This is a genomic window from Ramlibacter sp. (assembly GCF_035548915.1).
In the GTDB taxonomy this organism is placed as follows: domain Bacteria; phylum Pseudomonadota; class Gammaproteobacteria; order Burkholderiales; family Burkholderiaceae_C; genus Ramlibacter.
This window is the reverse complement of record NZ_DASZSE010000028.1, coordinates 212,241-233,919: the sequence shown is the minus strand read 5'-3', so window position 1 is coordinate 233,919 and position 21,679 is coordinate 212,241. Positions and strand designations below refer to the sequence as shown.

The window sequence follows — 21,679 nt, the reverse complement described above, 5'->3', positions numbered from 1 at the left end:
TGAGGCTGTGTCAGACCCCCACCCAGCGCGAGCATCCGCCGAAAGGCCCGACAAGCGGACGTTCCTGCAGAAAGTCGCCGAGTTCATCCACCCGGGACCGGACTCCAAGGCCGAGCTGATCGAAACCCTGGCCGACGCCGAAGACAACGAGGTGATCGCGCCCGAGTCGCGCGTGATGCTGGAAGGCGTGATCCGCATGGCGGAGCTCACCGCGGGCGACGTGATGGTTGCCGCGCCGCGCATGGACCTGATCGACATCGATGCGCCGTACGACGAAATCCTGCGCGTCGTGATCGACACCGCGCATTCGCGCTTTCCGGTGCACGAGGGCGACCGCGAGAACATCATCGGCATCCTGCTCGCGAAGGACCTGCTCAAGCTGCAGCGCGCGCCCGAGCTGAACCTGCGCGCGCTCCTGCGGCCGGTCACGTTCGTGCCGGAAAGCAAGGAGCTGAACGACCTGCTGCGTGAATTCCGTGGCAACCGCAATCATCTCGCGGTCGTGATCGACGAGTTCGGCCGGGTCGCGGGCCTCATCACGATCGAGGACGTGCTGGAGCAGATCGTGGGCGAGATCGAGGACGAATTCGACATCGAAGACGAGAACGAGGGCGACATCTTCGGACTGGCCGACCGCACCTACCGCGTCGCGGGCGACACCTCGATCGAGCGCGTGAACGAAGCGTTCGGCGTGCAGATCGTGCCCACGGACGACGAGCAGGAGTTCGACACGATCGGCGGCCTCATCGCGCACGAGATGGGCCATGTGCCCAAGCGGGGCGAGCGCCACGCACTGGGCGGGCTGGACTTCGTCGTGCTCCATACGAAGGGCGGCGCCGTGCGCTGGTTCAAGGTCTCGCCCGGCGAAGCGCCCGGCGACACGGCCTCGTGATGCGCGCGAGCGCGCGGCCCGCTTCCTTACTCTTCGCGCTCGCAGCCGGCCTCGCGCAGGCGGCTTCGATTGCATCTCCTCTGGACGGCGAGCCGCGGTGGTGGCTGCAGCTCGGCTCGCTCGCCGTGCTGGCGGCGCTGCTGCAGCGTGTCGCGCAATGGAAGACGGCGGCGCTGCTGGGCTGGACCTTCGCGACGGCATGGCTTGCGGGCACGTTCTGGTGGCTCTACATCTCGATGCACGTCTACGGCGGGCTGCCCTCCCTCATGGCCGGCGCCGCCGTGCTGCTGCTGGCCATGCTGCTTGCGACGTACTACGCGGCCGCGTGCGGCGCGTTCGTGCTGTGCAGCGGCTCGACGATCGTGGGGCGCGTCCTCGTCTTCGCGAGCACGTGGCTCGCGGCGGAACTGGCGCGCGAATGCTGGTTCACGGGGTTTCCCTGGGGCGCTGGCGGCTACGCGCATCTCGACGGGCCGCTCGCGGGCCTGGCGCCCTGGGCCGGCGTCTACGGCATCGGCTTCGTCGCGGCCGCGCTGGCGGCGATGCTCGCGCAAGCCCTGGATCGGCACGCGCCGGGTGCCCGGCGACGATGGGTCGTCCCCGGTGTTGCTCTTCTCGTCATCGCGGTGCTGCCTTGGGCCGCCCAGCGTCCGGCCCCGGTCACGGCGACGCGAACACTGGGCGTCGCGCTCCTGCAGGGCAACATCCCGCAGGACCAGAAGTTCGAGCCGGGCACGGGAGTTCCTGTCGCGCTCGACTGGTACCGGCAGCAACTGCTCGCGGTCACGGCGCCGCTCGTGGTGACCCCCGAGACCGCGATTCCTCTGCTGCCCTATCAGTTGCCCGCCGGTTATCTGAAGCAGCTCGGCGAGCACTTTTCTGCTTCCGGGCAGGCGGCGCTGGTCGGCCTTCCGCTCGGCAGCTTCGACGCGGGCTACACCAACTCCGTCATCGGGCTGAAGGCGCAGCCGCGGCTTTACCGCTACGACAAGCATCACCTCGTCCCCTTCGGCGAATTCATCCCGCCCCTGTTCAGGTGGTTCACGCGCATGATGAACATCCCGCTCGGCGACTTCGGCCGCGGCGCGCTCGTGCAGCCCTCGTTCGCCTGGCAGGGCGAACGCATCGCGCCGAACATCTGCTACGAGGACCTCTTCGGCGAGGAGCTCGCAGCACGCTTCGAGGACGAAGCGAGCGCCCCGACGGTGTTCGTCAACATGAGCAACATCGGCTGGTTCGGCGACACCGTCGCGATCGACCAGCACCTTGCGATCAGCCGCATGCGCGCGATCGAGTTCGAGCGCCCCATGCTGCGCGCGACGAACACGGGTGCAACGGCGATCATCGACGCGCACGGCCGCGTGACGCACATGCTGCCGCGGCTCACGCGCGGCGTGCTGTTGGGCGAGGTGGCGGGTGGCCGCGGGATCACGCCGTACGCGTGGTGGGCGGCGCGCGCGGGCCTGTGGCCGCTGTGGCTGCTCGCGCTGGGCGTTCCCTGCCTTTTCCGTCTGCGCCGCCGGGCGGGGTAGCCAACGGGCGCCCCGGTGTGCCCGTGACCCCACCTCATACAATCGAAGGCTTCCTATGCTCACCTTCCAGCAACTCATCCTCAAGCTGCAGTCCTATTGGGATGCCCAAGGCTGCGCCCTCCTGCAGCCGTACGACATGGAAGTCGGCGCGGGAACCTCCCACACCGCCACGTTCCTGCGCGCCATCGGCCCGGAACCCTGGAAGGCCGCCTACGTGCAACCGAGCCGCCGCCCGAAAGATGGCCGCTACGGCGAGAACCCGAACCGGCTGCAGCACTACTACCAGTATCAGGTCGTGCTGAAGCCTGCGCCCGCGAACATCCTGGAGCTCTATCTCGGCTCGCTCGAAGCGCTCGGCTTCGACCTGAAGCGAAACGACATCCGCTTCGTCGAAGACGACTGGGAAAATCCAACGCTCGGCGCATGGGGGCTCGGCTGGGAAGTGTGGCTGAACGGCATGGAAGTCACGCAGTTCACTTACTTCCAGCAGGTGGGCGGCATCGACTGCAAGCCGATCACCGGCGAAATCACCTACGGCCTCGAGCGCCTCGCGATGTACCTGCAAGGCGTCGACAACGTGTACGACCTCACCTGGACCGAAGGCCTCACCTACGGCGACGTGTACCACCAGAACGAGGTGGAGCAGTCGACCTACAACTTCGAGCACAGCGATGCGGAGTTCCTCTTCACGGCGTTCGGGGCGCACGAGAAGCAGGCGAAGCACCTGATGGGCGAGCAACTCGCGCTGCCTGCCTACGAGCAGGTGCTGAAGGCGGCGCACACGTTCAACCTGCTCGATGCGCGCGGCGCGATCAGCGTGACCGAGCGCGCGGCCTACATCGGCCGCATCCGCAACCTCGCGCGCAGCGTCGCGCAGAGCTACTACGAAAGCCGCGAACGCCTGGGTTTCCCGATGGCGCCGAGCGAGTGGGTGGCCGAGCTGCAGAAAAAGGCGGCGTGAGATGTCCGCGAAGAATCTTCTGGTCGAACTCTTCGTCGAGGAACTTCCGCCCAAGGCGCTGAAGGCGCTGGGCGCCGCATTTGCCGATGGCATCGTCGATGGCCTCGTGCGTCGCGGTCTGAAGCCGGGCGAGCCCGATCGCGAAGTGTTCGCGAGCCCGCGCCGGCTTGCCGTGTGGATTCCCGATGTGCTGGCGCGCAGCGCGGATCGTCACCAGGAAGTGAAGCTGATGCCCGCAAGCGTGGGCCTGGGAGCGGACGGCCGGCCGACCGCGGCCCTGCTGAAGAAGTTGCAGAGCCTGGGGCTTGCCGCCGATGCGGCCGCGGACCTGAAGCGGCGGGTCGAAGGCAAGGCCGAAACGCTCTTCGCCGACACGGTGGTGCCCGGAATCGCGCTTGCCGAGGGCCTGCAGGCAGCGCTCGACGAATCGATCGCGAAGCTGCCGATCCCGAAGGTGATGACCTACCAGCTCGCCGACGGATGGACGGACGTGAAGTTCGTTCGGCCGGCCCATGCCCTCGTGGCGCTGCACGGCAGCGACGTCGTTCCGGTCGAAGTGCTGGGGCTGCGCGCGGGCCGCACGACGCATGGTCACCGCTTCGAAGCCGCGCTGCAGTCGATCACGCTCCATGATGCGGACAGCTACGCCGCGACCCTGGAGCGCGACGGCGCCGTGATCGCCGGCTTCGAAGCGCGCCGCGAAGCGATCTCGCGCCAGCTGATGGAAGCTGCCGTCCAAGTGGGCGGCGGCGCGAAGCCCGTCGAAGACGACGCCCTGCTCGACGAAGTGACGGCGCTCGTGGAGCGTCCCAACGTGCTCGTGTGCGAATTCGAAAAGGAATTCCTCGACGTGCCGCAGGAATGCCTCATCCTCACGATGAAGGCCAACCAGAAATACTTTCCGCTGCTCGACGCGAAGGGCCGCCTCACGAACCGGTTCCTCGTGGTGAGCAACATCCGCCCGGCCGATGCGAGCGCGGTGATCGGCGGCAACGAACGCGTGGTGCGCCCGCGCCTGGCGGATGCGAAGTTCTTCTTCGATCAGGACCGCAGGAAGACGCTCGAATCGCGCGTTGCGGGCCTTGCCAAGGTCGTGTACCACAACAAGCTCGGCACGCAGGGCGAGCGCATCGAGCGCGTGCGGGCCATCGCGAAGGTGATCGGCGCGCAGCTCGGAAGCGACCATCTGGCCCATGCCGCCGATACGGCGGCGCGTCTTGCGAAGGCGGACCTCCTCACCGACATGGTGGGCGAGTTTCCGGAACTGCAGGGCGTGATGGGAGGCTACTACGCGCGGCACGACAAGCTGGGCGACGAGATCGCCATGGCGATCGAAGACCACTACCGTCCGCGCTTCGCGGGCGATGTGCTGCCGCGCAACGACGTCGGCGTCGTGGTGGCGCTTGCCGACAAGCTGGAGACGCTCGCGGGCCTCTTCGCCATCGGACAGTTGCCCACCGGCGACAAGGACCCGTTCGCGCTGCGCCGCCACGCGCTGGGTATCGTGCGGATGCTGATGGAAAGGGACCTGCCGCTTTCGCTCGGCGGGCTCGTCACGGCCGCGCTCGGTCTTTTCGCGCAGGCGCCGGAAGGCACGGCGCGGCAGCTCGCCGACTTCATCTACGAACGGCTCGCGGGCCTTCTGCGCGAGCAGGGCTACAGCGCGCAGGAAGTCGATGCGGTGCTTGCGCTCAGACCCGAACGCCTGGGCGATGTCGCCAAGCGGCTGGCCGCGGTGCGGGCGTTCGCCGCGCTTCCGGAGGCGCCCGCGCTGGCTGCGGCGAACAAGCGCATCGGCAACATCCTGAAGAAGGCGCAGAAGGCCGATCCGCATGTGGCGGAGCAACTGCTGAAGGAAGATGCGGAGAAGGCGCTTTACGCGGCGACGCAGCGCATCGCGCCGCACGCCCGCTCGCAGTTCGAGTCGGGCGACTACACCGCTTCGCTGCAGACGCTTGCGCAACTGCGCGGCCCCGTGGATGCGTTCTTCGACGGCGTGATGGTCAATGCCGAGGAGGCCGACCTGCGGCTGAACCGGCTCGGGCTGCTGGCGACGCTGCATCAGGCGATGAACCGCGTGGCGGACTTGTCGCGGCTTGCGACTTGACGCGATCGGCGGGCCTCACGCAACATCGCATCATGCGAAGCCACCGGGACATCGATCGGTTCACCTTGGCGATTCATCGCCGGGCAGCAGCCGTCACCTCATGAAACTCGTCATCCTCGACCGCGACGGCACCATCAACGTCGACAGCGACGAGTTCATCAAGTCGCCCGAGGAGTGGCAGCCGCTTGCCGGTTCGCTCGAAGCGATCGCGAGGCTCAATCACGCGGGCTGGCACGTGGCCGTCGCGTCGAATCAGTCCGGGCTCGGGCGCGGACTCTTCGACGTCGCGTCGCTCAACGCGATCCACGCCAAGATGCACAAGGCCGTCTCCGCGCTCGGCGGGCGCATCGACGCGGTGTTCTATTGTCCGCACAGCCCCGACGAAGGCTGCCGCTGCCGCAAGCCCCTGCCGGGACTTTTCGAGCAGATCGGCGAACGTTTCGGCGTCGACCTCTCGACGGTGCCGGTGGTGGGCGACACGGTTCGCGACATCCAGGCGGGCGCCGCGGTGGGCTGCCAGCCGAACCTCGTGCTCACGGGCAAGGGCGCCGCCTGGCGCGGCAAGACGCTGCCCGCGGAATTTCCCGAGGGCACGCGCGTGCACGAGAACCTTCTCGCATTCGCCGACTGGCTGGTCACGAAGTCCGCGCCGCCGAAGCCCGCCGTCTGAGGCATCATCCGGGCCCATGGCTTTCCTGCGTTCCGTCGTCCACATGCTGTGGATGCTTCTCACGGTGATCCCGTGGGCGATCATCATGCTCGCCGCGTCGATCCGCATCCGCGGCGTGCCGCTCTATCGCATGGCTGTGACCTGGCTCAAAGGCGCGATGTACGGCCTGCGCGCGATCTGCGGGGTGCAGTGGCGCGTCATCGGGATGGAAAATCTGCCGCAGGGCGCGACGAGCCCCGCGATCCTGCTCGTGAAGCACCAGTCGACGCTGGAAACCTTTCTCATGCCGGTCCTGATGCCGCATCCGCTCGCTTACGTCTTCAAAAAGGAGCTGCTGTACGTGCCGTTCTTCGGCTGGGCGATGGGACGCCTCGACATGATCCACATCGACCGCAGCCAGCGCGCGCAGGCCTTCGCGAAAGTCGTCGAGCAGGGCAAGCGGCTGCTCGCGCAGGGCATCTGGATCATCATGTTCCCGGAGGGCACGCGCATTCCCCGCGGCCAGAAGGGCGTCTACAAGCACGGCGGCACGCGGCTCGCGGTGGAAGTGGGGGCGCCTGTGATTCCGGTCGCGGTGTCGTCGGCCAAGTGCTGGCCGCGCAAGGCCTTCGTGAAGCGGCCGGGGGTGATCGACGTGTCGATCGGCAAGCCGATCGCGAGCGCGGGCCGCGAGCCGGACGAACTGCTGCGCGAGGTGGAGGATTGGATCGAGTCCGAGATGCATCGACTCGATCCCGAGGCCTATTCATCGGCGCCATAGGTTCCCATGGATCCCCATAGGTCGCCATAGGCCGTCGTGCCAGCCCGTGGCCCGGAAGCTCTAAACTCGGGCTTCCATGCCTTCCCCGTTTCAGCTCCTCCTCGATCTGTTCGACGAGCCGAAGCCCATCGCTGCCCCATCGGCGCCGGCGCCACCTGCACAAGTCCACGATCCGCGTCCCGCCCTCGCGCTCGACCGGGCCATCGCGCCGCACACCTTCCGACACCCGCAGGCCAACCGGCAGGCTCTTCTGGGCCACGTGGTGATCGAGTACCAGTTCAAGCGCGCGAAGCGGCGCAGCATCGGCTTCTCGATCGCGCCGGAGGGCCTCACGGTGACCGCGCCGCGCTGGGTGCCGCTCGCGGAGATCGATGAGGCGGTGCGCAAGAAGGCCGCGTGGATCACGGCCCGCCTGGGCGATGCGCGCGAGCGCGCCGAGCGCATCGAGGCGGCGCGCATCCAATGGAAGGAAGGCGCGAGCTTTCCCTTCCTCGGCGAGGATGTGATCGTCGTGCTCGATCCCCGCCACGGCTTCCACGAAGCCGGTGCGATGCTCAATACCGAGGCCGATGCTCTCCCGGGAGTGCCGCGCCATGCGCTTCACGTCGGCTTGCCGCAGTCGGCCGAGCCGAAGCAGATCCGCGATGCGGTGCAGGCGTGGCTCATGCGCCAGGCACGCCGCGTGTTCGCCGAACGGCTGGATCATTTCGCCCCGCGCCTGGGTGTCCGCTGGAAGCGATTGAGCCTCTCGAGCGCGGGCACGCTGTGGGGCACGGCGAAGCAGGACGGATCGATTCGCCTGAACTGGCGGCTCGTTCACTTCCGCATGCCGGTGATCGACTACGTGGTCGCGCACGAGCTGAGCCATCTGCGCGAGATGAACCACAGCCCGCGCTTCTGGGACACGGTGCGTTCGGTGATGCCCGACTACGAAGAGCTGCGCGGGCAGCTGAAGGACGAGGCGCTGCCACCGTGGTGAAACGCGCGCAGCCTCGCTGACGCAACCGGGTCCGACGCTGCGCCAGCGCCCCGAACGCACCCCAAAAAATCGCTGCGCGATTTCCTGGGGACCCCGCCAACGCACCCCAAAAAATCGCTGCGCGATTTCCTGGGGACCCCGCTAAACTCCATCGGTCGCGGGGCGGTGAGGCGGCGGAAAGGCAGGAAAGGCATTGCAAGGCAGGCTGAGTCTGCAGGAGCGCCTGGTGATCCTGGTGCTGGCGGCGATCCTGCCGCTGGCGGGCCTGTCCGTGTGGTTCGTCTCGCGCGAGCTCGACGCCACCACGGAGGTCGCGCGGTCCCAGTTGCGCTTCACCGCGTCGGCCGTCGCGTCGGCGCAGGACCGCATCGCCGAATCGGTGCACCACCTGCTCGGCGCGATCGCCACCGTGCCCGAATTCCGCGGACTCGCCGCCTCGGAATGCGCGCGGCACCTCGGGCCGCTGCGGGAGCGCTACCCGATCTACGCCAACATCGGCCTCGCCGATGCCGAAGGGCGCCTCCTGTGTTCCGCGCGGGGCGACCCGCGCGGCATCACGGTGGCCGACCGGCTCTATTTCCGGCGCGCGATGGCCGAGCGCGGCTTCGTCATGGGCGAGCCGATGACCGGCCGCGTGACCGGTGCGCGTTCGCTCGCCTTCGCGTTGCCCGTGCTGGACGGCGATCGCGTGACAGGCGTCGTCTTCGCCTCGCTCGACCTCGTCCAGGCGTCGGGGTCGCTCGCCGCGATGGACCTGCCCGCGGGTGCAAGAGTGACGATCGCGGACCGCGTCGGCCACGTGCTGATGCAGTATCCGCCGGGCGTGGATGCATCCGCGGCGCAGCTGCGCACGCCCGAACTGCTCGACGCCGCGCACGCGCTCGAGCCGCGGGCCGGCGAATTCAGCGACGCGGGCCGTCGGCGCCTGTACGCGGCGGCGCCCACACACCGCATCGGCGGCGAAGGCTTCGTCGCGCTCGTGAGCCTCGACAGCGAAGAACTGACGAGCGCGTGGCGATCGCGGCTTGCGAACATCCTGGGGGCCGCGGCCGTGAGCCTCACGCTCGCCCTGAGCGCGGCGTGGTGGATCGGCGCGCGCTTCATCGTGAAGCCGACCAAGCAGATTCTGGGCGGGGTGCGGCGCATCGAGCAGGGGCGGCTCGACGCCCGCATTCCGATCCATGAGCGCAATCCGCGCGGCGAATTCACGCGCATCGCGGCCGCGTTCAACCTCATGGCCGAGTCGCTGCAACTGAGGCAGCGCGACCTGGAAGAGGAGCTGGGCCACAGCCAGCGCGCCTACGCGGTGCTGGACACCGTGCTCAACACCATGCAGGAAGGCATGGTGGCGGTGGACCGCCTGGGCCGCGTCCTGCTATTCAACCGGGCCGCGACGGCGCTCTTTCCGCCGGAAGCGCGCGAAGTCGATCCGCAGCAGTGGCCGCCGCGCTTTGGCATGTTCCAGCCGGGAAGCCCCTCGCTCTACTCGACCGACGAGATGCCCTTCGCGCGCGCGATGCGCGGCGAGGAAGGCGAGATGCTCGTCTTCGTGAGCAACGCGCAGGTGCCATACGGCCGGCTGCTGCGCTGCAACTACCGGCCGATGCGCGACGAGGAGGACGGCATCACCGGGGGGCTTGCCGTCTTCACCGACGTCACCGAGCTCGACAAGGCCGAAACCGACCTCGTGCTGCTGCGCAACGCGGTGGCGCGGCTGAACGACATCGTGCTCATCACCGAAGCCGCGCCGCTGGATGCGCCCGGTCCGCGCATCGTGTTCGTGAACGAAGCCTTCGAGCGGCTCACGGGCTACTCCGCGCGCGAGGCGATCGGCAACACGCCGCGCATGCTGCAAGGCCCCGGCACCGATCGCGCGACGCTCGACCGAATCCGCAGCGCGCTCGACGCGGGGCAGCCGCTGCGCGAAGAACTCCTCAACTACACGCGCGACGGCCGGGCCCTGTGGCTCGAGCTGGACATCGTGCCGCTCGGCGACGAACGCGGCCGCTACACGCATCTGATCGCCGTGCAGCGCGACATCACGGCCCGCAAGCAGTTCGAGCAGGAACTGCACGCGCGCGAGCACGAGCTGCAGGCGTTCAGCCGCATGCTGCAGCGCATGGCGGATGCCGCGCAGGCCATCGCCCGCCACCAGTCGCTCGACAGCACCGCCCAGGAGGTGGCGCAGCAGGCGAAGCGCGTGATCGGCGCGCGCGAATCGCAACTCGTGCTGAACCATGCGGAAGACGAAACCGTGCGCGCGATCGAGCGCGAGGCGCAGCGCCTGGTGGTGCCGCTCGTGGATGGCCGCGGCGTGCATATCGGCACGCTGAAACTCGTGGGGAAGATCGCCGGGGAGTTCGGCGAGCACGACGAGTACGTGGCGATGGAGCTCGCCCAGCTCGCTTCGGTCGCGATCGAGAACGCGCGCCTTTTCGGGCAGATTCGCGAACTGAATGCGAACCTCGAATCGCGCATCGCCGAACGCACGGCCGAACTCGTGCGTCAGAGCAGGCTCTACCGCACGCTCGCCGAGCAGGCGCCCGAGGTCGTGTGGAACACCGATGCGACCGGCACCAAGCTCACCTTTCTCAATCGCGCGTGGTACGACCTCGTGGGCGGCTGCGAGGGCGACTGGATCGGCCGCAGCGGCCTGCCGGCGGTCCACCCCGAGGATCGCGACGAGGTGGCCGCCAACTGGAAGCGTTCGCGCGAGACCCTCTCGACCTTCATGGGCGTGCGCCGCATGCGCGCGAAGGACGGCAGCTGGCACACCATGTCGTACAAGGGCGTGCCGGTATTCGACGAGAACGGCGAGGTCGCCTCCTGGGTCGGCATCGACTCCGACATCACCGGCTTCAAGGCGATCGAGGAGGCGCTGCGATCGTCCAACCAGGAACTCGAGGCGTTTTCCTATTCCGTGTCGCACGACCTGCGCGCGCCGCTCGGCGCCATCGACGGCTTCAGCAAGGCGCTCGCGAACAAGCTCGCGAGCGACGCCGACGAGAAGGCGAGGCACTACCTCGTTCGCATCCAGGCGGGCGTCGGCAAGATGGAGCAGCTCATCGACGCGCTGCTCGGCCTCGCGCGCGTGGCGCGCGAGCCGCTGCGCCTCGCGCAGGTGGACCTGGGCGCCATCGCGCGGGAGACGCTCGAAGGCCTGCAAGTCGCACATCCGCAGCGGCGTGTCGCAACGCACGTGCAGGAGGGGCTCGTGGTCGAGGGCGACTCGCGGCTGCTGCGCAACGTGATGGAAAACCTGCTTGGCAACGCGTGGAAGTTCACTTCGAAAGTCGCCGACGCGCGGATCGATGTCGGGCGCGACGAGGCGACGGGCGCGATCTTCGTGCGCGACAACGGCGTGGGCTTTGACATGAACTACGCGGGCAAGCTCTTTTCCGCGTTCCAGCGTCTGCATACCGAAGCGGAGTTCCCGGGCACGGGCATCGGGCTCGCGACGGTGCGGCGCATCATTTCGCGCCACCAGGGGCGCGTGTGGGCCGAGTCGCAGCCCGGCCAGGGCACGACTTTCCACTTCACGGTGAACGGATAGCTCACTCTCTGCGGCTGAAACGCCACACACCGTCGCTGCCCAGCGCGCGTGCGAGCTTGCCCTGGTGCCACAGCATGTGCAGGTGCGCCACCGATTCACCCATCGCGAAGGTGGTCTGGTGCAGGTCCAGCTCGCGCTTGAAGAGGATCGGCATCAGGTCGCGCGCCGAGCAGGCTTTCTCGCCGCAGGCCTGCATCACCTCGGCGAGCCGGTCGCGGTGGTGGTCGTGCAGCTGGCGGATGCGCGTATGCAGTCCGAAAAAGGGTTTGCCGTGCGCGGGCAGGGTGAGCGTGTCGGGCGAAAGCGCCTCGAACCGGTCGATGGATTCGAGAAAGAGGGCGAGCGAGTCGGCTTCGGGCTCGACGTCGTACACGGCCACGTTGGTGGAAATGCGCGGCAGCATCATGTCGCCGGAGATGAGCACCTTCAGCTCGTCGCAGTAGAGCGAAATGTGCTCGGGCGCATGTCCGTAGCCCACGATGCAGCGCCAGGCGCGGCCGCCGATCGCGATGCGGTCGCCATCCTGCATGCGGCGAAAGCTCTGCGGCACCGCGGGCACCATGCCCGGGTAGTAGTTGGCCCGCGCCCGGATGCGTTCCAGCGACTCGGGATCGTTCAGCCCGTGCGAGGCGAAGAATTGCGCCGCATGTTCGCCGCCGAAGGCGGTGGTGCTGTGCGAGGCGACGCGCGCGGCGTTGTAGTCCGTGGCGCTGATCCACAGGCGGCAGTCGTGCTGCGGCGTGCTGAAGCGCTCGCACAGCCAGTGTGCGAGGCCGATGTGGTCCGGGTGCATGTGCGTCACGACGACCCGCAGGATGGGCAGCCCCCGCAGTTCGTGTTCGATCACCTGGTCCCATTGCGCCTTGGCTTCGTCGCGCGTGATGCAGCAGTCGACAATGGTCCAGCCGGCGCGGCCGTCGAGTTCGTCGGCGAGCAGCCACAGGTTGATGTGGTCGAGCGCGAAGGGCAGCGCCATGCGTATCCACTTCACCCCGGGCGCCACTTCCAGCGCGCGGCCGGGCGCGGGCAGGGTGTCGCCGAAGGGGTAGTTCAGTTCGCGTTCGAGAGCATTCATTCGGAAGGGCGGGCGAGAGTGTGGAAAGGGAGTGCGGAAAGGGAGTGCGGAAAGGGAGTGCGGAAGGGATTACGGAAAGGAGTGCGGGATTGACGTTAACGTAAACGTCAGATGTAATCCGGCCATTCTAGGCAGGACGGCATGCCCCCGCAGTCTCCTGCGCTTCACGCGAACTTATGGCTGCGAGCTCCACCACTTACACGATCGGCGACCTGGCGCGCGAATTCGACCTCACGACGCGCGCCATCCGCTTCTACGAGGACATGGGGCTGCTGCAGCCGGAGCGATCCGGCCCGGGCGGGCGCAACCGCGTCTACAGCAGCCGCGACCGCACGCGCCTGAAGCTCACGCTGCGCGCCAAGCGGCTCGGCCTGTCGCTCACCGAGGCGCGGGACATCATCGACATGTACGACAGCCCGCGCGACACCGGCCCGCAGCTGCGCAAGTTCCTCTCCGTGCTGTCGGAACACCGCAAGCAGCTGGAAGAGCAGATGGCCGAGCTGCAGGCGAACCTGGACGAGGTGAAGACCCACGAGCGCGAAGCGAAGGCGCTGCTCACGCGCTTCGCCAAGAATCCCCGCGCCGAGTGACGCGTCGGATCGACGCTCGGTTGACGCTCGGTCAATTGACGTTTACGTAAACGTCAATTAAACTTTCGGCTTCCATCCAGATACCGGACGCTTTCTTGCCTGCGTTGCCTTCGCCCGCTTTCCAGCCTGCCGATGCCGCCTACGCGCAGCGCGTGCGCGCGAGTTTCGATCGCCAGGAGGCGATGCGCACCCTCGGCGCCACGCTCACGGCCGTGGAACCCGGCCGCGCGATCATCGAGCTGCCCTGGGCGCGCGCCCTGACGCAGCAGCACGGTTTCCTGCACGCGGGCATGGTGGCCGCCGCGCTCGACTCGGCCTGCGGCTACGCCGCTTTCAGCCTGATGCCGGCCGACGCGGCCGTGCTCACCATCGAGTACAAGATCAACCTCATGGCGCCGGCCGAGGGCGAACGCTTCCGCATGGAAGGCCTCGTCGTGAAGCCGGGCCGCACCATCACCGTCGCCGATGGCCGCGCCTATGCGGTTCAGGCCGGCCGAGAGAAACTCGTCGCCACCATGACCGCCACTTTGATGGCCGTGATCGGCCGCGACATCCAGCACTAGGAGATACCCCCATGCAACTACCCGGCCTGAACTTCCAGCTCGGCGAAGACATCGACGCGCTGCGCGACACCGTGGCCGCGTTCGCGGCCGCGGAAATCGCGCCGCGCGCCGCGCAGATCGACGCGACCGACCGTTTCCCGATGGACCTCTGGCGCAAGATGGGCGAGCTCGGCGTGCTGGGCATCACCGTGCCCGAGGAATACGGCGGCGCGAACATGGGCTATCTCGCGCACATGGTGGCGATGGAGGAGATATCGCGCGCGTCCGCCTCGGTGGGTCTCTCGTACGGCGCGCACTCCAACCTGTGCGTGAACCAGATCAGGCGCAACGGCAGCGAAGCGCAGAAGAAGAAGTACCTGCCGAAGCTGATTTCCGGCGAGCACGTGGGCGCGCTCGCGATGAGCGAGTCGGGCGCCGGCTCCGACGTGATCTCGATGAAGCTCAAGGCCGAGGAGAAGGGCGGGGGCTACGTGCTGAACGGCACGAAGATGTGGATCACCAACGGGCCCGATGCCGACACGCTCGTCGTGTACGCGAAGACCGAGCCCGAACTCGGCGCGCGCGGCGTCACGGCCTTCCTGATCGAAAAGGGCATGAAGGGCTTTTCCATCGCGCAAAAGCTCGACAAGCTGGGCATGCGCGGCAGCCACACGGGTGAACTCGTGTTCGAGAACGTCGAGGTGCCCGCGGACAACGTGCTGGGCGCACTGAACGGCGGCGCGAAGGTGCTGATGTCGGGCCTCGACTACGAGCGCGCGGTGCTGGCCGCGGGGCCCATCGGGATCATGCAGGCCGTGATGGACAACGTGATCCCGTACATCCACGACAGGAAGCAGTTCGGCCAGTCGATCGGCGAATTCCAGCTGATCCAGGGCAAGGTCGCCGACATGTACACGGTGCTGCAGGCCGCGCGCGCGTTCTGCTACACGGTGGGCAAGAACCTGGACATGCTGGGAACCGAGCATGTGCGCCAGGTCCGCAAGGACTGCGCATCCGTCATCCTCTGGTGCGCCGAGAAGGCGACGTGGATGGCGGGCGAAGGCATCCAGATCTTCGGCGGCAACGGCTACATCAACGAGTACCCGCTCGGGCGCCTCTGGCGCGACGCGAAGCTCTACGAGATCGGCGCGGGGACGTCCGAGGTTCGCCGGATGCTCATCGGCCGGGAGCTGTTCGCGCAAACGTCGTGAGCCGCTGTTGCATAGCACAATGGCGCTCATGGCCGACATCCAAGACCTCTTTTCGCACAACCGTGCCTGGGCCGCCGAGATGGAGCGCGCCCGGCCGGGCTTCTTCTCGAGCCTCGTGAAGCAGCAGAAGCCGAAATTCATGTGGATCGGCTGCAGCGACTCGCGCGTGCCGGCCAACCAGATCACCGGGCTCGAGCCGGGCGAGGTATTCGTGCACCGCAACGTCGCCAACGTCGTCGTGCACTCGGACCTCAACGCCCTCTCGGCGATCCAGTTCGCGGTGGAGATGCTGAAGGTCGAACACATCATCGTGGTCGGCCACTACGGCTGCGGCGGCGTCATGGCGGCGCTGAACAACCAGCGTGTCGGCCTCGCGGACAACTGGATTCGCCACATCCAGGACGTGCGCGACCGCCATCGCGGCATCCTCGAGGGCGTCTCCCCCGAACAACGTGGAGACGTCCTCGTCGACCTCAACGTGATCGAGCAGGTCGTGAACGTCTGCGTGAGCACGGTGCTCACCGATGCGTGGGCCAAGGGCCAGAAAGTCTCGGTCCACGGCTGGGCCTTCGGCGTGCACGACGGCCTCCTGCAGGACCTGCACATGACGGTCTCCAGCACGGATTCGATCGAGCCGCTTTACCGGGCGGCGATCGCGGGCGTCATCGACGCGAGAAGGTAAGGCGTGTTCCCGGCCCGTCTCGACTCCCCGCTTGCGTACGACATCGCCCGCGCGATGCGCGACGGGTTCGACCGGCACTACCAGCTCTTCCGTGCCGAGTCGGCTCGGGCCAAGCACCGCTTCGAGACGGCCGACTGGCACGGCCAGCAGCGCGCCCAGCGCGAGCGCATCGAGTTCTACGACCTGCGCGTGAAGGAGGCCGTGCTGCGGCTCGAAAAGGAATTCAAGGCGGGCGAGCAGCCGATGGAAGTGTGGCAGCAGGTGAAGCTGCACTACATCGGCCTTCTCATCGACCACCATCAGCCCGAACTCGCCGAGACCTTCTTCAATTCGGTCACGACGAAAATCCTGCACCGCACGTACTTCCACAACGACTTCATCTTCGTGCGGCCGGCGGTGAGCACCGAGTACATCGAATACGACGAGCCGGCCGCCAAGCCGACCTACCGCTCCTACTACCCGACGCGCGAGACGCTGCACGAGAACATCGTGCGGCTCGTCGACAACTTCCAGCTCGGCCGCCCCTTCGACGACCTGGAGCGCGACGCGCACTTCGTGCTGGAGGCGATGAGCGGCCGTCTCGCGCACGTGAAGCTGCGCGCGAACTTCCAGATCCAGGTGCTCTCGTCGCTATTCTTCCGCAACAAGGGCTGCTACGTGGTCGGCAGGATCATCAACGGCTTCAACGAACTGCCGTTCGCGCTGCCCATCCTGCACGGCAGGAACGGCAAGCTCGTGATCGACACGTGCCTCTTCGGCGAGGACGACCTGCAGATGCTCTTCTCGTTCGCGCGGGCCTACTTCATGGTCGACATGGAAGTGCCGAGCGCCTACGTGCAGTTCCTGCGCTCGCTCATGCCGCGCAAGCCCCGAGCGGAAATCTACAACGCGCTCGGCCTCGCCAAGCAGGGCAAGACGCTCTTCTACCGCGACTTCCTCTACCACCTGAAGCACAGCAGCGACAGGTTCCGCATCGCCCCCGGCATCAAGGGCATGGTGATGCTCGTCTTCGACCTGCCCTCGTTTCCCTTCGTCTTCAAATTGATCAAGGACAAGGAGTCGTACCCGCCGCAGAAGGACACTACGCGCGAGCAGATCCAGGAAAAGTACCACCTCGTGAAGTCGCATGACCGCGTCGGCCGCATGGCCGATACGCTGGAGTACAGTGAGGTCGCATTCCCCCGGGAGCGGTTCGAGGAAGACCTGATCGCGGAAATCCGCAAGTGCGCGCCGAGCCAGCTCGAGATCTCCGACCGCGACGGCGACGGCAACGAGGAAGTGATCATCAAGCACCTGTACATCGAGCGGCGCATGATCCCTCTGAACATCTACCTGCAAGAAGCGTTCGACGCGCTCAACGGCCCCGACGAGGCGGCCGCGCATGCGGCAAGCGAGCAGATCGAGCGCGCCGTGATCGAGTACGGCAATGCGATCAAGGACCTCGTCTCGGCCAATATCTTTCCCGGCGACATGCTCTGGAAGAACTTCGGCGTGACGCGCAACGGCAAGGTCGTGTTCTACGACTACGACGAGATCGAATACATCACCACCTGCAACTTCAGGAAGGTCCCCGAGGCGCGCACCGAGGAGGAGGAAATGTCGGGCGACGTCTGGTACTCGGTCGGGCCGCACGACGTGTTCCCCGAGACCTTCGGCCCCTTCCTGCTCGGCAACGCCGCGGTGCGCGACGTGTTCCTGAAGCATCACGCCGACCTGCTCGATCCCGCGTTCTGGCACATGCACAAGGAACGCATCCGCGCGGGCCACGTGAACGACGTGTTCCCCTACGAGCGCGAGCGGCGCTTCGCTCGCAGGATTCATCCTTTCTCGTCGGCCGAGACGCGGCCGCAGCCCGCGACGGCATGAGCGCGAACGGTGAGCGAAATGCGAATCGTGGGAACTGGCGAGCCTCATCGTGACCCCCCATACGCCGTGTCGCCGAAGAGGAGCACGGTCCCCTCATCATCCAGTCCACCTCAAGGAGAACCATCATGGCTGAATCGATCGTCATCGTCGGCGCCGCGCGCACCCCGATGGGCGCTTTCCAGGGCGACTTCGCGCCGCTTGCCGCGCACGATCTCGGCGGCGCCGCGATCCGCGCCGCGGTCGAGCGCGCCCGCATCCCCGCCGACTCCGTGGGCGAAGTGATCTTCGGCAACTGCCTCATGGCCGGGCAAGGGCAGGCGCCCGCGCGCCAGGCCCTTTTCAAGGCGGGGCTTCCCAAGAGCACGGGCGCCGTCACGATGTCGAAGATGTGCGGCTCCGGCATGAAGGCCGCGATGTTCGCGCACGACATGCTGCTCGCGGGCACGCACGAGATCATGGTCGCGGGCGGCATGGAAAGCATGACCAACGCGCCGTACCTCCTGCTGAAAGGCCGCGGCGGCTATCGCATGGGCCACGACAAGGTCTACGACCACATGATGCTCGACGGGCTGGAAGACGCCTACGAGCCGGGCCGCGCGATGGGCACCTTCGGCGAGGACTGCGCGGCGAAGTACAAGTTCTCGCGCGAGGCGCAGGACGCGTTCGCGACGGCATCCGTCACTCGCGCGAAGAAGGCGACCGAGTCGGGCGCGTTCGCGGCCGAGATCACGCCCGTAACCGTCAAGGACCGCGCCGGCGAGCGCGTCGTGTCGATCGACGAAGGCCCGGGCAAGGTGAAGCTGGACAAGATCTCGCAGCTGCGCCCCGCCTTCAAGAAGGACGGCACGATCACGGCCGCGTCTTCCTCTTCGATCAACGACGGTGCGGCGGCGCTCGTGCTGATGACCGAGTCGACCGCGAAGCGCCTCGGGGTGAAGCCGCTCGCGCGCATCGTGGGCCACGCCACGCACGCCCAGGAGCCCGAGTGGTTCACGACCGCTCCGGTCGGCGCCACGCAGAAGCTGCTCGCGAAGACCGGCTGGAAGGTGAGCGACGTCGACCTGTGGGAAGTGAACGAGGCGTTCGCCGTGGTGCCGATGGCGCTCATGGAAGAGCTGAAGGTGTCGCACGACATCGTCAACGTGAACGGCGGCGCCTGCGCGCTCGGCCACCCGATCGGTGCGAGCGGCGCGCGCATCATGGTGACGCTGCTGAATGCGCTTTCCCTGCGCGGCGGCAAGCGCGGCATCGCCACGCTGTGCATCGGCGGTGGTGAGGGAACGGCCGTCGCGCTCGAGCTCGTTTGACCGTCCTTGTCCTCGGCGCCTCGCGCGGCATCGGCTTCGAATTCGCGCGCCAGTACCGCGCGGCGGGCGAACGCGTGATCGCGACCGCGCGCGACGACGCGGGCCTGAAGCGCCTGCAGTCGCTCGGCGCGGAGCCGCTGCGCCTGGACGTCACCGACGTGGAGAGCGCAAGCGGCCTCGGCGGGCAGCTCGCGGGCGAGCCGCTCGGCGTCGCGATCTACGTGGCGGGCATCATGTCGCGCGGCGGCGCGCGCCAGGCACCGGCGCCCGAGGACTTCGACCGGGTGATGCACACCAACGTGCTGGGCGCGATGATCGCCATTCCCCAGGTCGCGCCGCTCGTCGCGGCCGCGAGCGGGAAGTTCGTGTTCATCTCGAGCCAGATGGGCCAGATCGGCGGCGCGTCGTCCAGCTACAGCTGGCTGTACCGGACGAGCAAGGCGGCGCTCAACATGGCGGTGGTGGCCGCGCAGGCCGACCATCCCGGTGCGATCATGGTGGCGATGAGCCCCGGCTGGGTCGCGACCGACATGGGCGGGCCGAGCGCGCCGCTGAAGGCGCAAGACAGCGTCTCGGCGATGCGCGCCGCGATCGCCGGCCTCACGCGCCGGCACCAGGCGGCATTTCTCGACTACGACGGCCAGCGGATGAAGAGCTGGTGAAGCGAAGATGATCCTCACGCAAGACCAGACGATGATCCGCGACGCGGTGCGGGATTTCGCGCGCCAGGAACTGTGGCCCCATGCGCCGCGGTGGGACCGCGAGAAGATCTTTCCGCGCGAGGCGCACCGGGGACTTGCCGCGCTCGGCGCCTACGGCATCTGCGTGCCGGAGGAATACGGCGGCGCGGGCCTCGACTACCTCACGCTCGCCGTCGTGCTCGAAGAAATCGCGGCCGGCGACGGCGGCACGAGCACCGCCATCGGCGTCACCAACTGCCCGGTCAACGCGATCCTCATGCGGTATGGCAGCGACGCGCAGAAGCGCAAGTGGCTCACGAAGCTCGCCTCGGGCGAGATGCTCGGCGTGTTCTGCCTCACCGAGCCGCACGTGGGCAGCGATGCCTCCGCGTTGAAGACGACCGCGCGGCGCGAGGGCGATGCGTACGTGCTGAATGGGGTGAAGCAGTTCATCACCAGCGGCCGCAACGGCCATCTCGCCGTCGTCATCGCCGTCACGGACAAGGGCGCGGGCAAGCGCGGCATGAGCGCCTTTCTCGTGCCGACCGACACGCCCGGCTACGTCGTCGCGCGGCTGGAGGACAAAGTCGGCCAGCACTCGAGCGACACCGCGCAGATCGGCTTCGAGGACTGCCGCATCCCGGTGGAGAACCGCATCGGCGAAGAAGGCGAGGGCTACCGGATCGCCCTGTCGGCGCTCGAGGGCGGGCGCATCGGCATCGGCGCGCAGGCCGTGGGCATGGCGCGCAGCGCGTTCGAAGCCGCGCTCGACTACAGCAAGCAGCGCGAGAGCTTCGGCACCGCGATCTTCAACCATCAGGCCGTGGGATTCCGGCTCGCGGAATGCGCGACGAAGATCGAGGTCGCGCGGCAGATGATCTGGCACGCCGCGGCGCTGCGCGACGCGGGCCTGCCCTGCCTGAAGGAAGCCGCGATGGCGAAGCTCTTCGCCACCGAGATGGCCGAAGAGGTGTGCAGCGCGGCGATCCAGACGCTCGGCGGCTACGGCTACGTGAGCGACTTCCCGGTGGAGCGCATCTGGCGCGACGTGCGCGTGTGCCAGATCTACGAGGGCACGAGCGACGTGCAGAAGATGATCATCCAGCGGGCGCTGTAGCTTTTCGCGAGCCTACGCGCGAAAGTGCAGGGTGAACGTCGCTCCCTGGCCGGGCGACGACTCCGCCGCGATCGAGCCGCCGTGCCGCTCCATGATCCGGCGCACGTTGGCAAGCCCCATGCCGGTCCCTTCGAATTCGCTCGCGCTGTGCAGCCGCTCGAAGGGGTTGAAGAGGTGCCCCGCGTGCGCCATGTCGAAGCCGACGCCGTTGTCGCGAACCCGCACCGTGTGGCCGCTTCCCACGTCGGTTTCCGCTTCGATCGTGATCGCCGCCTGGGCGGTCTTGCGCGAATACTTGATGGCGTTGGACAGCAGGTTGACGAACGCGAGCAGCAGCAGGGACGGGTCGCCCCGCACGGTCGGCAGCGCCGCTACCGACCAGGAGATCGTGCGTCCCGCCGACTGGGCACCGAGCGCGTTGCGCGCTTCCTGCACCACTTCGTTCAGGTTCACCGGCACGGTCTCGATCGTCTTCTGCCCGAGCCTCGCGAATTCGAGCAGGCCGCGGATCATCCGGTCGGCGCTGCCGGCGGCCGCCAGGATGCGCGTGAGGTGCGTCGCGTTGTCGGGCGAGAGCTGGTGGCCGCTTGCGCGCTGGATGATCTGCGCGAAGGCCGCGATGCTCGTGATCGGCTGCTGCAGGTCGTGGGCGAGGCCGCCCGCGAACGCGTCGAGGTCGCGATTGGCCGATTCGAGCTGCGCCACCGCGCGCGCCAGCGCGTCGCCCGCGCGCTTCAGGTCGGTGAGGTTGCGAACCCGGATGAGGAGCTCGGAGCGGTCGACGGGTTTGGTGAGGAAGTCGCGCGCGCCCGCCGCGAGCCCCCGCAGCCGCGCGTCGCGGTCGTCGATGCCCGTCACGACGATCACGGGCACCTCCGGCGCGATGTCCCTCAGCAGCTCCAGCATCTCGAAGCCGTTGAGCACCGGCATCATCAGATCGAGCAGGATCAGGTCGGGCGGGCTTTCTTCCACCAGCTTCAGCGCTTGCTGCGGGTCGGCGCACGTCACGACGTCGTAGGCTTCCGTGCGCAGGTAGGTGCGCATCAGCTTCAGGTTGACTTCCTGATCGTCGACGACGAGGACGCTTGCGCGCGCAGCGTGCGGAGGCTCACCGTTCATGGCATCGCGACCGGCTTCATGTTGACCGGGGTGCCT

General features: G+C 67.7%; 18 protein-coding genes. 16 read left to right on the top strand and 2 right to left on the bottom strand.

Features of this window, described 5'->3' with window-relative positions:
- Nucleotides 1-7: 7 nt before the first annotated feature.
- From VHA82_RS09790 to VHA82_RS09755, 8 genes are all read left to right on the top strand, one after another.
- Complete coding sequence (locus VHA82_RS09790) at nucleotides 8-892, top strand: HlyC/CorC family transporter (RefSeq protein WP_325542976.1); 885 nt, start codon at nucleotides 8-10, stop codon at nucleotides 890-892.
- The gene (lnt, locus tag VHA82_RS09785; RefSeq protein WP_325542974.1) at nucleotides 892-2,424 is read left to right on the top strand and encodes an apolipoprotein N-acyltransferase; all 1,533 of its coding nucleotides are present in this window, start codon (nucleotides 892-894) and stop codon (nucleotides 2,422-2,424) included. Before VHA82_RS09790 ends, lnt begins: the two co-directional genes overlap by 1 nt.
- A 55-nt stretch (nucleotides 2,425-2,479) precedes the next feature.
- Nucleotides 2,480-3,385 (top strand): glycine--tRNA ligase subunit alpha, encoded by a 906-nt coding sequence (gene glyQ, locus VHA82_RS09780; protein ID WP_325542972.1) that lies wholly within the window; start codon nucleotides 2,480-2,482, stop codon nucleotides 3,383-3,385.
- 1 nt (nucleotide 3,386) lies between these two features.
- Complete coding sequence (gene glyS, locus VHA82_RS09775) at nucleotides 3,387-5,492, top strand: glycine--tRNA ligase subunit beta (RefSeq protein ID WP_325542970.1); 2,106 nt, start codon at nucleotides 3,387-3,389, stop codon at nucleotides 5,490-5,492.
- Nucleotides 5,493-5,592: 100 nt separating this feature from the next.
- The gene (gmhB, locus tag VHA82_RS09770) at nucleotides 5,593-6,162 is read left to right on the top strand and encodes a D-glycero-beta-D-manno-heptose 1,7-bisphosphate 7-phosphatase (protein WP_325542968.1); all 570 of its coding nucleotides are present in this window, start codon (nucleotides 5,593-5,595) and stop codon (nucleotides 6,160-6,162) included.
- A 16-nt stretch (nucleotides 6,163-6,178) separates the two neighbouring features.
- Nucleotides 6,179-6,922: a lysophospholipid acyltransferase family protein gene (locus VHA82_RS09765; protein WP_325542966.1), complete on the top strand. Its 744-nt coding sequence runs from the start codon at nucleotides 6,179-6,181 to the stop codon at nucleotides 6,920-6,922.
- A gap of 76 nt (nucleotides 6,923-6,998) precedes the next feature.
- On the top strand, nucleotides 6,999-7,901 hold the full coding sequence (locus tag VHA82_RS09760) for a SprT family zinc-dependent metalloprotease (protein WP_325542964.1): 903 nt from the start codon (nucleotides 6,999-7,001) through the stop codon (nucleotides 7,899-7,901).
- Between the two features lie 193 nt (nucleotides 7,902-8,094).
- The gene (locus tag VHA82_RS09755) at nucleotides 8,095-11,454 is read left to right on the top strand and encodes a PAS domain S-box protein (protein WP_325542962.1); all 3,360 of its coding nucleotides are present in this window, start codon (nucleotides 8,095-8,097) and stop codon (nucleotides 11,452-11,454) included.
- A gap of 1 nt (nucleotide 11,455) precedes the next feature.
- Here VHA82_RS09755 and VHA82_RS09750 read toward each other — a convergent pair whose 3' ends face one another.
- On the bottom strand, nucleotides 11,456-12,529 hold the full coding sequence (locus VHA82_RS09750) for an MBL fold metallo-hydrolase (RefSeq protein WP_325542960.1): 1,074 nt from the start codon (nucleotides 12,527-12,529) through the stop codon (nucleotides 11,456-11,458).
- 176 nt (nucleotides 12,530-12,705) lie between these two features.
- On the opposite strand from VHA82_RS09750, the gene VHA82_RS09745 reads away from it, so the two are divergent.
- The 8 genes from VHA82_RS09745 to VHA82_RS09710 all read left to right on the top strand — a co-directional run bounded on the left by VHA82_RS09745 (nucleotide 12,706) and on the right by VHA82_RS09710 (nucleotide 20,524).
- A complete protein-coding gene (locus VHA82_RS09745) occupies nucleotides 12,706-13,119 on the top strand; it encodes a MerR family DNA-binding transcriptional regulator (protein ID WP_325542958.1) in 414 nt (137 codons plus the stop codon).
- Between the two features lie 182 nt (nucleotides 13,120-13,301).
- The gene (locus tag VHA82_RS09740; RefSeq protein WP_325543098.1) at nucleotides 13,302-13,682 is read left to right on the top strand and encodes a PaaI family thioesterase; all 381 of its coding nucleotides are present in this window, start codon (nucleotides 13,302-13,304) and stop codon (nucleotides 13,680-13,682) included.
- A gap of 11 nt (nucleotides 13,683-13,693) precedes the next feature.
- Nucleotides 13,694-14,872, top strand: coding sequence for an isovaleryl-CoA dehydrogenase (locus VHA82_RS09735; RefSeq protein WP_325542956.1), 1,179 nt, complete (start codon nucleotides 13,694-13,696; stop codon nucleotides 14,870-14,872).
- A gap of 28 nt (nucleotides 14,873-14,900) precedes the next feature.
- Nucleotides 14,901-15,554 (top strand): carbonate dehydratase, encoded by a 654-nt coding sequence (gene can / locus VHA82_RS09730; RefSeq protein WP_325542954.1) that lies wholly within the window; start codon nucleotides 14,901-14,903, stop codon nucleotides 15,552-15,554.
- A 3-nt stretch (nucleotides 15,555-15,557) separates the two neighbouring features.
- Nucleotides 15,558-17,420 carry a bifunctional isocitrate dehydrogenase kinase/phosphatase gene (gene aceK, locus VHA82_RS09725; RefSeq protein ID WP_325542952.1) on the top strand — a complete coding sequence of 621 codons (1,863 nt, stop codon included), beginning with the start codon at nucleotides 15,558-15,560 and terminating at the stop codon, nucleotides 17,418-17,420.
- 125 nt (nucleotides 17,421-17,545) lie between these two features.
- Entirely contained in the window at nucleotides 17,546-18,727 is a 1,182-nt protein-coding gene (locus tag VHA82_RS09720; protein ID WP_325542949.1) for an acetyl-CoA C-acyltransferase, read from the top strand.
- The gene (locus VHA82_RS09715) at nucleotides 18,724-19,389 is read left to right on the top strand and encodes an SDR family oxidoreductase (RefSeq protein WP_325542947.1); all 666 of its coding nucleotides are present in this window, start codon (nucleotides 18,724-18,726) and stop codon (nucleotides 19,387-19,389) included. Before VHA82_RS09720 ends, VHA82_RS09715 begins: the two co-directional genes overlap by 4 nt.
- Before the next feature lie 7 nt (nucleotides 19,390-19,396).
- Entirely contained in the window at nucleotides 19,397-20,524 is a 1,128-nt protein-coding gene (locus tag VHA82_RS09710; protein WP_325542945.1) for an acyl-CoA dehydrogenase family protein, read from the top strand.
- 12 nt (nucleotides 20,525-20,536) lie between these two features.
- Here VHA82_RS09710 and VHA82_RS09705 read toward each other — a convergent pair whose 3' ends face one another.
- Entirely contained in the window at nucleotides 20,537-21,643 is a 1,107-nt protein-coding gene (locus tag VHA82_RS09705; RefSeq protein ID WP_325542943.1) for a sensor histidine kinase, read from the bottom strand.
- Nucleotides 21,644-21,679 lie beyond the last annotated feature (36 nt).

What these genes read in the sequence shown, in the direction of transcription:
- lnt (WP_325542974.1), top strand. Translation starts at nt 892, where the DNA reads ATGCGCGCGAGCGCGCGGCCCGCTTCCTTACTCTTCGCGCTCGCAGCC.
- glyQ (WP_325542972.1), top strand. Translation starts at nt 2,480, where the DNA reads ATGCTCACCTTCCAGCAACTCATCCTCAAGCTGCAGTCCTATTGGGAT.
- glyS (WP_325542970.1), top strand. Translation starts at nt 3,387, where the DNA reads ATGTCCGCGAAGAATCTTCTGGTCGAACTCTTCGTCGAGGAACTTCCG.
- gmhB (WP_325542968.1), top strand. Translation starts at nt 5,593, where the DNA reads ATGAAACTCGTCATCCTCGACCGCGACGGCACCATCAACGTCGACAGC.
- VHA82_RS09765 (WP_325542966.1), top strand. Translation starts at nt 6,179, where the DNA reads ATGGCTTTCCTGCGTTCCGTCGTCCACATGCTGTGGATGCTTCTCACG.
- VHA82_RS09760 (WP_325542964.1), top strand. Translation starts at nt 6,999, where the DNA reads ATGCCTTCCCCGTTTCAGCTCCTCCTCGATCTGTTCGACGAGCCGAAG.
- VHA82_RS09750 (WP_325542960.1), bottom strand. Translation starts at nt 12,529, where the DNA reads ATGAATGCTCTCGAACGCGAACTGAACTACCCCTTCGGCGACACCCTG.
- VHA82_RS09745 (WP_325542958.1), top strand. Translation starts at nt 12,706, where the DNA reads ATGGCTGCGAGCTCCACCACTTACACGATCGGCGACCTGGCGCGCGAA.
- VHA82_RS09740 (WP_325543098.1), top strand. Translation starts at nt 13,302, where the DNA reads ATGCGCACCCTCGGCGCCACGCTCACGGCCGTGGAACCCGGCCGCGCG.
- VHA82_RS09735 (WP_325542956.1), top strand. Translation starts at nt 13,694, where the DNA reads ATGCAACTACCCGGCCTGAACTTCCAGCTCGGCGAAGACATCGACGCG.
- can (WP_325542954.1), top strand. Translation starts at nt 14,901, where the DNA reads ATGGCCGACATCCAAGACCTCTTTTCGCACAACCGTGCCTGGGCCGCC.
- VHA82_RS09720 (WP_325542949.1), top strand. Translation starts at nt 17,546, where the DNA reads ATGGCTGAATCGATCGTCATCGTCGGCGCCGCGCGCACCCCGATGGGC.
- VHA82_RS09710 (WP_325542945.1), top strand. Translation starts at nt 19,397, where the DNA reads ATGATCCTCACGCAAGACCAGACGATGATCCGCGACGCGGTGCGGGAT.
- VHA82_RS09705 (WP_325542943.1), bottom strand. Translation starts at nt 21,643, where the DNA reads ATGAACGGTGAGCCTCCGCACGCTGCGCGCGCAAGCGTCCTCGTCGTC.